The 12,856-nt window shown below is 59.7% G+C and carries 10 protein-coding genes; 6 read left to right on the plus strand and 4 right to left on the minus strand.

The features are described 5' to 3' along the window. Positions 1-17 precede the first annotated feature (17 nt). Complete coding sequence (locus JN524_RS09930) at positions 18-4,559, plus strand: hypothetical protein (protein WP_202369231.1); 4,542 nt, start codon at positions 18-20, stop codon at positions 4,557-4,559. 33 nt (positions 4,560-4,592) lie between these two features. On the opposite strand, the gene pdxR is transcribed toward JN524_RS09930, so the two are convergent. Further along, entirely contained in the window at positions 4,593-6,149 is a 1,557-nt protein-coding gene (gene pdxR, locus JN524_RS09935) for a MocR-like pyridoxine biosynthesis transcription factor PdxR (protein ID WP_202369232.1), read from the minus strand. Positions 6,150-6,241: 92 nt separating this feature from the next. Between pdxR and JN524_RS09940 the strand changes: the two genes are divergently transcribed. Genes JN524_RS09940 through JN524_RS09950 form a run of 3 tightly spaced genes read left to right on the plus strand, consistent with a single transcriptional unit; the run spans position 6,242 to position 8,006 of the window. After that, positions 6,242-6,865 carry an FMN-binding negative transcriptional regulator gene (locus tag JN524_RS09940; RefSeq protein WP_098966347.1) on the plus strand — a complete coding sequence of 208 codons (624 nt, stop codon included), beginning with the start codon at positions 6,242-6,244 and terminating at the stop codon, positions 6,863-6,865. 10 nt (positions 6,866-6,875) lie between these two features. Further along, entirely contained in the window at positions 6,876-7,322 is a 447-nt protein-coding gene (locus JN524_RS09945) for a GNAT family N-acetyltransferase (RefSeq protein ID WP_202369233.1), read from the plus strand. A 12-nt stretch (positions 7,323-7,334) separates the two neighbouring features. Next, on the plus strand, positions 7,335-8,006 hold the full coding sequence (locus JN524_RS09950) for a GNAT family N-acetyltransferase (RefSeq protein ID WP_202369234.1): 672 nt from the start codon (positions 7,335-7,337) through the stop codon (positions 8,004-8,006). A gap of 99 nt (positions 8,007-8,105) precedes the next feature. On the opposite strand, the gene JN524_RS09955 is transcribed toward JN524_RS09950, so the two are convergent. Continuing rightward, positions 8,106-9,005, minus strand: coding sequence for a homocysteine S-methyltransferase family protein (locus JN524_RS09955; RefSeq protein ID WP_202369235.1), 900 nt, complete (start codon positions 9,003-9,005; stop codon positions 8,106-8,108). A gap of 110 nt (positions 9,006-9,115) precedes the next feature. Between JN524_RS09955 and JN524_RS09960 the strand changes: the two genes are divergently transcribed. Together JN524_RS09960 and JN524_RS09965 are read left to right on the plus strand one after the other, a co-directional pair. Beyond that, positions 9,116-9,937, plus strand: coding sequence for an ABC transporter substrate-binding protein (locus JN524_RS09960; RefSeq protein ID WP_027610350.1), 822 nt, complete (start codon positions 9,116-9,118; stop codon positions 9,935-9,937). Next, positions 9,934-10,770 carry an amino acid ABC transporter permease gene (locus JN524_RS09965; RefSeq protein ID WP_095137758.1) on the plus strand — a complete coding sequence of 279 codons (837 nt, stop codon included), beginning with the start codon at positions 9,934-9,936 and terminating at the stop codon, positions 10,768-10,770. The genes JN524_RS09960 and JN524_RS09965 overlap by 4 nt, the downstream gene beginning before the upstream one ends. A 31-nt stretch (positions 10,771-10,801) precedes the next feature. On the opposite strand, the gene JN524_RS09970 is transcribed toward JN524_RS09965, so the two are convergent. Together JN524_RS09970 and JN524_RS09975 are read right to left on the minus strand one after the other, a co-directional pair. Further along, positions 10,802-11,080 carry a helix-turn-helix domain-containing protein gene (locus JN524_RS09970; RefSeq protein WP_027610348.1) on the minus strand — a complete coding sequence of 93 codons (279 nt, stop codon included), beginning with the start codon at positions 11,078-11,080 and terminating at the stop codon, positions 10,802-10,804. Continuing rightward, on the minus strand, positions 11,077-12,429 hold the full coding sequence (locus JN524_RS09975; protein WP_202369236.1) for a HipA domain-containing protein: 1,353 nt from the start codon (positions 12,427-12,429) through the stop codon (positions 11,077-11,079). The genes JN524_RS09970 and JN524_RS09975 overlap by 4 nt, the downstream gene beginning before the upstream one ends. Between the last annotated feature and the right edge of the window lie 427 nt (positions 12,430-12,856).

Raw genomic sequence — 12,856 nt, forward strand, 5'->3', positions numbered from 1 at the left:
CAAAAAGGACAATGACAATGACTGAGCATTCAGCGAACACCGAAACCCATGCATTGCTGCAAAAGAGCCAGATCGTCCATCAGACCAGTCGCGGTCCCACGGTCGATGAAGTCGCCAGCGCAGTGCTGCGCCAAGCGCTCGAAGCGCTGTATCCACAACGCAAGATCGATCCCGAGCAGGCCATGATCGGCACGCCACAATGGCAATGGCTGAACGCGGAACGAGTGGCCCTGCCGACCCGATTTGAATCACTGACAGAGGCACTCGTCCGGCAATTTTTCAACGGCTCCAGCGCCAACTATCTGGAGGGTGAACACTTTCTGACCTTGAACCACCAGGCCACGCCAGTGGTGCATATGGATGTCGATATCGAGGCCATTGCCGATCTGCTCAACGATTATTCGCCCCTGTTGTTTGTCGCCTTCGCCGAGCGACAGCTGGATTACTGGAACAGCACCCGACGCCAATTGCCGCGCTGGCAAGAACTCTCCGATGCCCTGCGCGAAGCCCTGAACGTCCATAACGCCGAGGGCTGGGACGATGAACAGTGCCTGGTCGCCCGGGCGATTTCGCGACGCCCGGACAAACAGGAGCGCCAGCGTCACGACATGACACTGTCGGACATCCGCGTGTGCCTGATCGACATCGACTCGGTCGATGCTCAAGGCGCTGCCCGGCACCTGATTCTGGGTGGCGCCGCGGTGATTTTCGGACGCTATGGCCTGCGCGATCTGGTCATGATGTATACCGTGGAAGATGGTTACGAGACATTCGACTCTCTGCAGCAACTGGGTGAATCACTGCCGCAGCGTATCGAACTGTTACCGGCCGGACAGAATCTGCAGTGGCAGTTGTTCGAACCCGAGGGCAATTTTTTCGACCACATGGCTTGGGTCCTGATTGCCAACCAGCTCGATGCCATTCGGGCAATCACCCGGCAGAGTCTCGACGAGGAAAGCGAGGACGCTACCTCCTTCCCGCCCCTGATCGAGCAAGCCAGCGAACCGCAGAAAAATACCCTCATCGACCTCGATGATTCGATACCCGACTGGCTGCTCGACGCTTCGGCTTCCGAGCTCGATCAATACAGCCAATCGATCAATGCGCTGGGCCAGTTGTACCGGCAGGCAGACAAGGCGCTGTTGCCAATCCCGCCGATCGATACCTATGCACGCAATTGCATGCGTGAGGCGATCATTGCCGATCAGCCATCGGCGGCCGGGCTGCCTTTGGACAAATTGCAAATCCGCATCACCAACAGCTTCGAATCGGGAGGCGTGACACTGCCCGATCCGCATGACACCCATATCGAAACCCTGGGCGAGTACGCCTTGCAAAACCGCACGCCGTATCTGGCGACTCTGCAATTCGACCCGCCACAAGCGCTGCCGCAGTGGCTGACTGTCGCCTACCTGACGAAGATGGCAAACAAGATCGACATGGGTGAGGTCTACCCCGGATTGATCAGGGACAGACTGATCAACGATCCGCTGCAGGCCACCCTGCAGCAGCGCTTTTACCTCCACCAGTTGCACGCACTGCTGCCGCTGATTGCACTGGAATCCAAGCTGCGTCGCCTCGGCGGCGTGGATGAGCAGGGTTATCGCTGCGTTCAGGAGTGGCTCAAACCGACTCCGGGCCATCCACACACTGTGGTCATTCGCCCGCTGACGTTTATCCATGCCGGGGAGACTGTTGGTGATGTTGTCACCAACATGTTCATCATTGCCCCGCGTCTTTCTGGAGCCGGGCCATGCCTGCTGTATCGTCCGCTGCTTGAGCAGCCATTGCTGCAATTCCCCTCAACGCAAAACCTGCTGTACGCCATACATCAGCCAGGCGAATTGAGAGATTCGGTGCTGGCGTGGCTGGCGGATTCGCAAACCAGTTTCAAATATGCCCAATACACCTTCCCCATCGGTCTGCCCAGTCCGTGGCTGGGCGCGCAGTTGCTCGCGGAACCCTGGACCAGCGTCAAGTGGGCCGGGCCGGTCGGGCTTGCCTCCACGGCGCTGACCGGCGAGGTGTTCCCGGTGCTGTTCAAGACCCATGCACTGGCGATGGCCGAACTCGCCGACCGACAGTCGTTGTCCAATGCACAACGCCGCTGGGCCTTGCTGCGAGACAGTGGGTGGGCGTTGTTCAACGTTGCCGCGAACTTTCTCTGCGGCCCGGCAGGCGCGGCGATCTGGGTCTGGCAAAGCATCAGCGAAATCGATCAGGTCGTGGACGCCCACAATCGTGGCGATACCCACGCGCAGTGGAGCACCGTCGCCGATATGTTGCTGAACCTGGGCATGATCCTGGCCCATCATGCGGCCACCCAACGCACAACCGGTCCCCGCACAGCGTTGCGCAGCGAAATCGAAAGCGAAGGACTGCCCCGGATCCAGACCACCCCTGCACAAACGCCTGTCCCGCCCACGGTTACACACGTCACCACGCTGTTGAGTGACCCACTCCCGGCCAGCCATTACTCCTCGCTTGAGGCCTACGGCTCGGTGCCCCGGCGCTCGCCCGGTGCCTTGGCAACGTTTCTGAATACTCTGGCCGTGCCGGCTCCCGACCTCACGGCAGCCGCGGTGGAAACCCTGCTGCGGGGCAAGGCGACCTTGTATCGCCTCGCTACCAGCACCTATGCGCAGGTGGGCGACCGCTGGTTCCGCGTGATTGAAAACGATGACCAGCAAGTGCAAATCGTTGATCCGCAGACACCGTCAAAAACCGGTCCGCTGCTGATTCACAATCAGCAAGGCCAATGGTTCGTGGATACCCGACTGCGTCTGCGCGGTGGCGCCGGGGGCACCAGCCTGCAAAGTCAGCTCAAGGCCCAGCGCAAGGAAAAGGAAACCCAGAGGAACCAGCTCGGAGCGGCTCTGGAAGCATTCAGAAGTCAGGAAGCCGTCGGCAACGCTGCACTGGAACAAGCCCAGTCAGCCATGCTTGGCGCCTCCGGACAAGCCCACGAAGAGGCGACCCGGCGTTACCTTGACCAAGTCGAAAAGCTGATCGGGGATTACGACGAGGCCTTGAAAATACTCGGCCAATGGCGCCTCAAAGGGGGGAGCGATGGCTATTTCGTCGAATTGCAGCGCATGACCACTTTGCTGCAAAAAAACCTCAGCCTCTGGTTCGTTTTCAAACGCAACGCTTACGCAGTATTGACCCGTAAATTGGCTCAACACACGGTCATCGATACACCGCAAGCGCTGCAAAGTTACAACGAGGAATTGCACCAGGCTCTGGCTTTGAGCCAGGACATGATCGCCCGCCTGCAGCTGTCCCGTACCTCCTTGGAAACTCTCGACACCATCGGCAGTGCAGGCATGACCACCGCGCAACGCTTGCGCCAACTGCTCCCGGCGTTTAACCAGTGGGACCTGAAATCCAATGCCATCGGCATGTCTCACGAGTTGTGCATGCAGGAAACGGCCACCGAAGCGGCGCGGGAAGCCACCGGTTGGCTGATAATCGAAGCCGCCACCGCCACACACCGCCATGCCGCCCTGATCAGGAAACCCGACAACGGCGACAGCACTGCGCTGCGCATTGATCGTCTGAGCCGACTGATCGATGTCTATGTCGATGCCGATCAGCGTCTGGGGGACTTGCCAGGCGAATATCCGGGCATGGTGGTTGCGGCAGAACTGACGCGGCTAAGGAGCTTGCTCGGCGAATTCAGACAACTGGCGCAGGAGCAACTGAGCGAACTGCTGCCGGAAACCGGAGCCAGCAGCACGCCGGCCACACGGGGCCCCTCTGTCGCAGGACCGTCTCGGCCGGTTGGCAAGGTCACCAAGAGCCGGCCTCGTGACCCTGCGCCCGCCAGACCCGCAGCCGCCAGCGAATCACCTCTGGAAGAAATGCTTCCCGTCAGACCCACCGCCTCCCCGACGACGCAGGTGGGCGACATCGAGTTCATTGCCGATGCCCTGACCCAGAATGAGCGGGTGCAGGCGTTCATTGACCGGACCCGGCGTGACGCTCTTAGGCCCAACCGTATACCGGCAGACATGCAGGATCTGTTCGATCAGCAGGCTCGGCGACTGGAGCAGATTGCTGTCAGCGTCGACCAGGCGCAGGCACGCATTGTCGCCGCCGGCGGCACGCGGTTGCCGGTGGGCAATTTGAGTGCGGAACTCAACAGCGCCGCGATCCGGTTACGTGCTCAAGGCATCGCCGTGCGCGCCAGTCTGCTCAAGGATCGCCAGCCTCGACAAGCCTATTTGCAATGGTTGCTGGACAATCATCAGGTACGGATCGTCAGGAACGCCCTGGGCCGGATCAAGACCAAAAAGCGCCAGGATTACTTTCAGGAGTATCAGATACTCGACAGCACCCAGCATGATCAGCCGTTATGGCTCGCGCATTTTCACTACGACTCGCCCGAAGCTGCGCCGGAACAATTCACCGCGGCGCACCTGAAAATCGCCGATGCGCATTTGAAGACCCTCAGCGCAGAACGTCGACAGGCCCTGACAAGTCTGACGCCAATCGACTACGTGCTGCGCAGGATTGGCGATCCGAGCCTGTTCCTGCAACTCGAAGCACAACCGTGATACCGCCGTCGGGCGCATCGATCCGGGCCCGCTTCAGAGGGTGTGCCACACGGTTCGCAAACGCTCGAGCGCCGCTTCGATTGCGCGCTCAGGCACCGCGGCAAAGCCCAGCACCAGTCCGGCGCGCTGGTCGACCGGGGTCGTGGAATCAGGCAGCCAATAGCTGCTCAGACCATTGATCTCGACGTCAACGCTACGCGCCAGTTCGATCAGTTGGCTTTCTCGCGCCACACTGGCGACCGGTACGCTCAGGTGCAACCCGGCGGCAACGCCGGGCAACTGGCCGACGCCCGCAATATTCTGCGGCCAGCCACCGAGCAGGACATTGCGTCGGCTCAGCGCCGCGCGGCGCATGCGTCGGATGTGCCGCTGGAAATGCCCGGCGGCCATGAACTCGGCCATCACCGCCTGGGTACTGACTTCGGAGTGACGCACATCCACCGCACGCCTTTGCGCAAAGGCCTCCACCAACCCCGGCGGCAACACCAGATACCCCAGGCGCAATGCCGGGAACGCGACCTTGCCGAACGTGCCGACATACAGCACTCGCCCCTGTCGATCGAGAGCGGCCAAAGGCGCCAGCGGCGCGCCGCTGTAACGATACTCGCCATCGTAATCATCCTCGACGATCCAGCCCTGCGTGCGCTCGGCCCACGCCAGCAATTCGAGGCGGCGGGCCAGACTCATTACCACCCCCGTGGGGTACTGGTGGGATGGCGTGACATAGGTCAGGCGGCAATCGGTCAGTCCTGCCAGTTGCTGACAGTCGATTCCCTCGCTGTCCACCGCCACCCCGTGCAACCGGGCACCGGCCACGGCGAAGGCATGACCGGCCGCTCGATACCCGGGATTTTCAATCGCTACGCCGTCGCCCGGCGCTACCAGCAACTGTGCACAAAGGCTTATGCCCTGCTGTGCGCCACTGGTGATCACAATTTGCTCAGCCGTGCACTGCATGCCCCGTGAGCTGCGCAAATAGGCCGCGATCATCCCGCGCAACCGCGCATCGCCCGCCGGATCGCCATAACACAACTGCTGCAAATCCGGCTTGCGCCAGAAAGCCGCGTTCAGCTTGGCCCAGACGTCAAACGGGAACAGATCGAAGGCTGGAACGCCGACCCGAAAAGCACGCGGCGGACCACTGGGTGGCAGGGCCAGATGATTGTTTTCAACTCGCCGCAATGCGTCGCTGTGGATAACTTTACTGGATGAAACCACAGGTAAATCCAGCCAATTTGTGGATAAGGCTGTGGGTAAGCCTGTTGAAAAGCCTGTGGATACTTTTGTGGATAATTTTTTCGTGGGCAATGCGCTTTGCGGCAACTGGGCGACATACGTGCCGTCCCCGATCCGGCCTTCGATGAAGCCTTCGGCGTACAGCTGATCGTAGGCGCGCACCACGCTGTTGCGGGAAATCGCCAACGCCGTCGCCAGATCACGGCTGGCCGGCAGCCGTGTGCCACTGGCCAGACGCCCGTCCAGCACGCGCAAACGCAGCGCCTGGTAGAGCTGGCGGCTCAAACCCTGACGGCGGTCGAGCTCGATACCGGCCGGATTGAATGGCATGGACAGCGTGGGCGACTCGGGCATGGCAATGGACCTATGAAATTGGTCATCAATGGCTCTTACAACAGACCAATAGCCTGCCTAGGATGCAGGCATTCGCCAAGGAAAATCTCTCCATGTACACGCCCCGCGCCTTTGCCATCGACGAACTGTCGCAACTGCACGAACTGATCCTCGCCACTCGCCTCGCGATTCTGGTGAGCCACGGTGAAAACGGCCTGCAAGCCAGCCATGTACCGGTGCTGCTGCACCGCGAACAAGGCCCGAACGGCACGCTGTACGGGCACCTGGCCAAAGCCAATCCGCAATGGAAAGACCTGCGCGACGGCGCTGAAGCGATGCTGATATTTGCCGGCCCCGACGCCTACGTCAGCCCGGGGTTTTACCCAAGCAAGACTGAGCACGGCAAAGTCGTGCCGACCTGGAACTACGTCGCCGTGCACGCCTACGGCCACGCCGAAACCTTCAGCGACGGCGGGCGCCTGCTCGACATCGTCAGCACGCTGACTGATCGCCATGAAGCCGGTCGCGCACAACCGTGGAAGGTCGACGATGCGCCGGCCGACTACATCGACGGCATGCTCAAGGCCATCGTCGGTTTCGCCATTCCCATCGACCGCCTCGAAGGCAAGCGCAAGCTCAGCCAGAACCGCAGCGCCGAAGACATTGCCGGCGTGCGCGAAGGCCTGGCTGCCAGTCCCGACATCGCCGACCGAACCCTCGCCCACTTGATGCGTTAAGGAAATCAGCATGAGTCAGATCCAGATCCGCCCGGTGACTGCCGGTGATCACGCCGCCTGGTTGCCGCTGTGGCAGGCCTACCTGCGCTTCTACAATACCGAGTTGCCGGAGGCCGTCACGCAGAGCACCTGGCAGCGTTTCCTCGACCCGAGCGAGCCGACCCACGCCGCCCTCGCCTGGGCCGACGGTAAAGCAGTGGGCATGGTGCATTTCATTTATCACCGCTCCAATTGGAGCATCGAAAACTCCTGCTACTTGCAGGATCTGTTGGTGGCACCGGAGACTCGTGGCACCGGCGTCGGTCGCTTGCTGATCGAACACGTCTACGCCACTGCCAAGGCCGACGGTTGCTGCAAAGTGCATTGGCTGACCCACGAAACCAATGCCACCGCGATTCAGCTCTACGAGCGCATCGCCGAGCGCACGGGATTCATCCAGTTTCGCAAAGCCATTTAAGGAGCCGCGTACATGACCACTGCACTTGCCGACTGGAAAGGCGTCCCCGCCCCCACCGCCACCTTACTCGAAGGCCGGTTCATCCGCCTGGAACGCCTCGACCCGGCGCGCCACGGCGACGAGTTGTTCAACGCCCTCGAAGGCCCCGGCGCCGACCCGAAGCTGTGGGATTACTTGCCCTATGGGCCGTTCCCCGAGCGCAGCGTTTTCAATGACTGGTTGAACAACCACGCGGCCAGCAGCGATCCGTATTTCTTCAGCGTGATTGACCGCGTCACGGGCGAGGTGCAAGGCATTCTGAGCCTGATGTCGATCGTCCCGGCGCAGGGGCGCATCGAGATCGGCCACGTCACCTTCGGTGCGCCGATGCAACGTTCACCGAAGAGTACCGAAGCGGTTTACCTGTTGGCCAAATACGCCTTCGAACAGGGCTATCGTCGCCTGGAATGGAAGTGCAACAACGGCAACGCCCGCTCCAAATACGCCGCCGAACGCCTGGGCTTCAGCTTCGAAGGCGTGTTCCGTCAGCACATGGTGGTCAAGGGCCAGAACCGCGATACCGCGTGGTATTCGATTGTGGATTCGGAGTGGCCGGCGATTGCGGCAGGGTTCGAGCGGTGGTTGAGCGATGCCAACCAGACGCCGACCGGGCAGGTGAAAGGTTTGGTCGAGTGCCGTAATTAAATCGTCAAAGCAAAAGATCGCAGCCTGCGGCAGCTCCTACAGGGTGAACGTCAATCCCATGAAGGAGCTGCCGCAGGCTGCGATCTTTTGATCTGTTGTTTACCCCAGCTTTTGTGCAAGCACCGCGATGTGTTCCGGGCCGATCCCGCAGCAACCGCCCAGATGACTGGCACCACGCTGCTGCCAATCCTTCGCCCAGTGCAGATACCCCGGCGGATCCAGATCGTCGCGCAACGGATCGAGACCGTCGTTAGCGGTCGCCTCTTTCGGTTGCGGTGGAAACGCGTTGGCATACGCGCCGATGTGAATCTGCACACCCAGGCGTTCGAAGGTATCGCGCGCCGCATCAATCGCCGCACCGATCACTTCCGGCTGGCTGCAATTGAACAGCAGCGTCTCGACGCCCAATTCCGCCGCCACCGCCGCTGCTTCGGCCACCGGTTCGCCGGAACGCAGACGCGGCACCTCGTCGGTGTCTTCATCCTTCAAAGTAAACGACAGCCAGAACGGTTTGCCGTCCTGCGGCAGACCGGCGCGAATGGAACGCGCCTCGATGATCGAGCTCTGGGTTTCCGCCAGCCACAGGTCGACATATGGCGCCAGCCCGGTCACCAGTGGCGTCAGCAATTCGTTCACCCGCGCCGCTTCGAACAGGTCCGGGCGATAGGAGCCGAACAGCGGCGGCAACGAACCGGCCACTCGCACCGCTTTGCCCGAGGCCTGCACCGCACGCTGCGCCAGCTCTCCGGCCAACGCCGCCAGTGCCTGACCTTCAGCGGCAAACCGCGCCTCGCCGATGTGAAACGGCACGACCGCATAGCTGTTGCTGGTGATCACATTGGCGCCGCTGGCGATGTAGGCGGCGTGCACCGCTTCGACCGCTTGCGGTGCTTCGATCAGGGCCAGCGCCGACCACTCGGGCTGCCGAAACGGCGCCCCGGCGCGTTGCAACTCACGGCCCATGCCGCCATCGAGAATTACCGTGCTTGCTGTGCCCATATGCTTTTCGCTCATATGCTTATGAAAATTACTCACTACCAGAGTAGTTCTTATAACTATTTAATACGCACCATTCGGTTAATAACAACCCCTTTTTTCAGGTGTCGACTGTGAAACTTCAACCGCTACTGGCCCTGGGCCTGACGATTCTGGCCGCGTCCACTCAAGCCTTCGGCGGCGCCACACTCGATCGCGTCGAACAGAAAAAACAACTGGTCGGCGTGCTGATGGAAAGCTACCCACCCTTCTCGTTTCTCAATGAGCAGAATCAGCTCGACGGCTTCGACGTGGACGTGGCCAAAGCCGTTGCGGACAAGCTTGGGGTCAAGCTGCGCCTCGAAACACCATCCTGGGACGTGATCGCTGCCGGCCGATGGAGCGGGCGCTATGACATCTGCATCTGCTCCATGACTCCGAGCAAGGCACGCGCCGAAGTGTTCGATTTCCCGGTCGAGTACTACGCCTCGCCCGCCGTGATCGTGGTCAACGCCAAGGACGATCGCATCCACGGCGCCAAAGACTTGAGCGGCAAGAAAGTCGGCCTGACCAGCGCCTCCAGCTACGAAAGCTATCTGAACAAGAATCTGGTCATCGAAGGCGCCGAAGACACGCGCCTGGAGTACCCGTTCGAGGATGTGCAGATCGCACCGTACGATACCGACAACGTCGCCTTCCAGGATCTGGGCCTGGGCGCCGGTGTGCGCCTGGATGCCATCCTCACCAATCTGGTGACCGCGCAGCCGCGCCTGAATCAGGATCAGCGTTTCAAACTGGCCGGCGCGCCGCTGTACTCGGAGCCGAACTCGGTGGCCATCGAAAAGGGTGATGCCGAGTGGGACGCCAAAGTGCGCGAGGTGTTCGCGCAACTCAAGCAGGACGGCACGCTGAGCAAGCTGTCGCAGAAATGGATCGGCGCCGATATCAGCCAATGACTGCCTTCCCGACACCTCCACAGCCGCCGCAACCGGTGGCTGAATCGCGCCTGCAACGGCTGTTAGGTTTCCGCACGCGCCTGTACCTGACGTGGGCGGCGATGTTCAGCCTGTTCGCCGGGTTTTTCCTCAGCTTCGATCTGAAGCTCTCGATCATCCTCGACAAGCTGCCGAATCTGCTCGGCGTGCACCTGGCGCCCAACGGCTTTCTGCAGGGCGCGGCACTGACCCTGTTTCTCTGCGCCTGCGCGATCGTCGCTTCGTCTTTGCTGGGCTTCGTCACCGCTCTGGCGCGCCTGTCGAAAAGCGCCGTGGCATTCGGGATCGCCAGTTTCTACACCTCGTTCTTTCGCGGCACGCCGCTGCTGATCCAGATCCTGCTGATCTACCTCGGCCTGCCGCAACTGGGCGTGGTGCCCGGTGCAGTGGTGGCCGGGATCATTGCCCTGTCACTCAACTACGGCGCGTACCTCAGCGAGATTTTCCGCGCCGGCATCCTCGGCGTGCCCTATGGCCAGCGTGAAGCTTCGCTGGCGCTGGGCATGCGCGAGAGCGTGATCTTCTGGCGCATCACCCTGCCCCAGGCGATGCGCACGATCATCCCGCCGACCACCAACCAGTTCATCTCGATGCTCAAGGACTCGTCACTGATCTCGGTGATGGGCGTCTGGGAAGTGATGTTTCTGGCGCAGTCCTACGGACGCTCGAGCTACCGCTACATCGAGATGCTGACCACGGCGGCGATCATTTACTGGCTGATGTCGATCGGCCTGGAGCTGATCCAGGCGCGCATGGAGCGGTATTACGGAAAGGCTTATGTGCGGCGTAGCTAGGTTAATCAGCACCTTGCGGCAGCGTCGGGTTTTAATTGATCTCTCGTCGGATCCGCACCACGCCCATTTTCAGTCCAAACGGACGAAACACCGCATTCAACGATTTCAATGTCTGATTGCCCTCGCCGTGCTCGATATGCACCAGCGTGCGAACCGATATTTTGCACATCCTGGCAAACTGGGTTTGATGCAGACCGGTCACTTCCACGCGTAGACGACGAACCGCTTCACCGATCTCCAGTGTCCCTTGGGCCAGCGCCTCTTGAATGTTTTCGATGAGCACCGTGCGCTCGGCTACCGTCATGCTCATTTCAGATCCCACTCTTTCAAACGTTGCTCCAGATTTTTCAGATGGATTCCCGGGTGGTTCATCGTTCTGTCGGGCAAACCACTCGCCGTCAATATGTCGGGGAGCGCCGACAGACGCTGGGCATCTTCACGCAAGCGTTCGAAAGGATCTAATGCGTCAGTCAAACCTGCCAAAGGGTCTTTGGGATCGGTGATATCAACCAATGCGCGGCACACTCCCCGCCAATCGACCTCTCCCGCCCTCTCCAGATCTTTTGGCCATTTGGTTGTCCGGGTCACACCCTCGTCATCCATGACCATCGGGGCCAAGTCATAGATCGGCGCCAGACGAAACGAACTTTCCTGGCGAATTATCGCGGTGTTACGACCATGGTTATCCGAGTTACCGAGGATCTTGTTGATCAGGTCCCGACGTAAGTAATCCGTCACAAGTTCGGGAATCTGACTGGCCTGTCCTGCTTTTCGCCAGAGCCCGGCGAGCATGCGGATGACATCCATATGGTTCATTGCACTTCCCGGCGCCGTTACTTGAGCCAGTGAATAAATCGACTCGACAGCAAAACGACTGACTTCACCGTTCGTTACTTCTCGATCAAAGCGCTGCATCCACAAGCTCGGCTTACTCGCCTCTTCTAGTGCCAAACCTTCTACCGCGATCGTTTCAATGCCGAGTTTCTGAAGCGCCTTGTAGTAATGGAACTCGCTGCGCAGGATATCTTGATCGACCAGACTTCCTTTGTTTCTGGCAAATTTTATAAACCAATGCTGCCTGACCTCTTCATCGCCCAATACCGCATCGGGGTACAAAAGGCCGGCCTTGTTTTCAGTCAACAATAGCTTCGGTGCTTCACCGCCTGCCCCTGTAGCACCACCAATTGCCGCACCTTGCTCATAGGCATATTCCAGAAAGCGACTGTCGCGGTGAACAACATCCTCACGCTTGAATCCGATGGGCTCACGCTCATCGACAGCCTCGGCCGACTCTTTTATGCGCATATTGCCAATGGGGGCTGGAGTGCTCTGGCCGAGCAGATACAGATCGGCACCGATATGCGCCGGTTTCTCCTGCCCCAGATGCGCAAGCAGAAATCTTTTTGCTGCTCCTGCGGGGGCAATGTCATAGACAAATGCGGGCGTACTGGAGCGTCGCCCTTCCCAATCCAATGGATACAACGCACTGACGGCCTTGGAAAACGGAGAGCCTATGGCTTCAATATTTTCGACAAGGTATGGCGTCTCGTAGCCGAAACTGCAGCGACTTTCGAACCCCTTTTCAGGATTGTCGAACCTTAGAATCATTGCGTCGTGCCATTTTCCAGCACTGAATATCTGTAATGTCAGGTCGTACATGTCTCAACACCTGCATTTAATTGCATTCAAACAGAGGATTTATTGCCCTCAGATGCAATATAGTGCATTTCGACGGATGATGGGGCGTTGCAATCTGCAACAAAATGCAGATACGACTGAGCTTAAGATCATCTGAACGCAAAGTAATGCAGGTTATGCTCCGACTTCATTCTGTAAGAACCCCTCGCTATACGGACGGCCCGCTAATAACAAAAGGCCCTCCATCCATGCCTTTCTCGCCCTGTAGCGGCGAGATTGGAAGCAACAGTCGCAACCACGGGTTGATTGGCAGTGGCAAATGAGTTTCTGATCATTACAAGCGGCTAATGGCAATTCAATTTGTAGGAAAAGACAACGCGACGGCACGACGTAATCCGCCAATTTTTGTCGAGCCGCTCTTTTCCGAAGATCAAACAGACGCAGCCCG

It is taken from the genome of Pseudomonas sp. MWU318 (genome assembly GCF_016756945.1).
In the GTDB taxonomy this organism is placed as follows: Bacteria; Pseudomonadota; Gammaproteobacteria; order Pseudomonadales; family Pseudomonadaceae; genus Aquipseudomonas; species Aquipseudomonas putida_A.

What these genes read in the sequence shown, in the direction of transcription:
- JN524_RS09945 (WP_202369233.1), top strand. Translation starts at nt 6,876, where the DNA reads ATGAGTCAGATCCAGATCCGCCCGGTGACTGCCGGTGATCACGCCGCC.
- JN524_RS09955 (WP_202369235.1), bottom strand. Translation starts at nt 9,005, where the DNA reads ATGGGCACAGCAAGCACGGTAATTCTCGATGGCGGCATGGGCCGTGAG.
- JN524_RS09965 (WP_095137758.1), top strand. Translation starts at nt 9,934, where the DNA reads ATGACTGCCTTCCCGACACCTCCACAGCCGCCGCAACCGGTGGCTGAA.
- pdxR (WP_202369232.1), bottom strand. Translation starts at nt 6,149, where the DNA reads ATGCCCGAGTCGCCCACGCTGTCCATGCCATTCAATCCGGCCGGTATC.
- JN524_RS09940 (WP_098966347.1), top strand. Translation starts at nt 6,242, where the DNA reads ATGTACACGCCCCGCGCCTTTGCCATCGACGAACTGTCGCAACTGCAC.
- JN524_RS09930 (WP_202369231.1), top strand. Translation starts at nt 18, where the DNA reads ATGACTGAGCATTCAGCGAACACCGAAACCCATGCATTGCTGCAAAAG.
- JN524_RS09975 (WP_202369236.1), bottom strand. Translation starts at nt 12,429, where the DNA reads ATGTACGACCTGACATTACAGATATTCAGTGCTGGAAAATGGCACGAC.
- JN524_RS09970 (WP_027610348.1), bottom strand. Translation starts at nt 11,080, where the DNA reads ATGAGCATGACGGTAGCCGAGCGCACGGTGCTCATCGAAAACATTCAA.
- JN524_RS09950 (WP_202369234.1), top strand. Translation starts at nt 7,335, where the DNA reads ATGACCACTGCACTTGCCGACTGGAAAGGCGTCCCCGCCCCCACCGCC.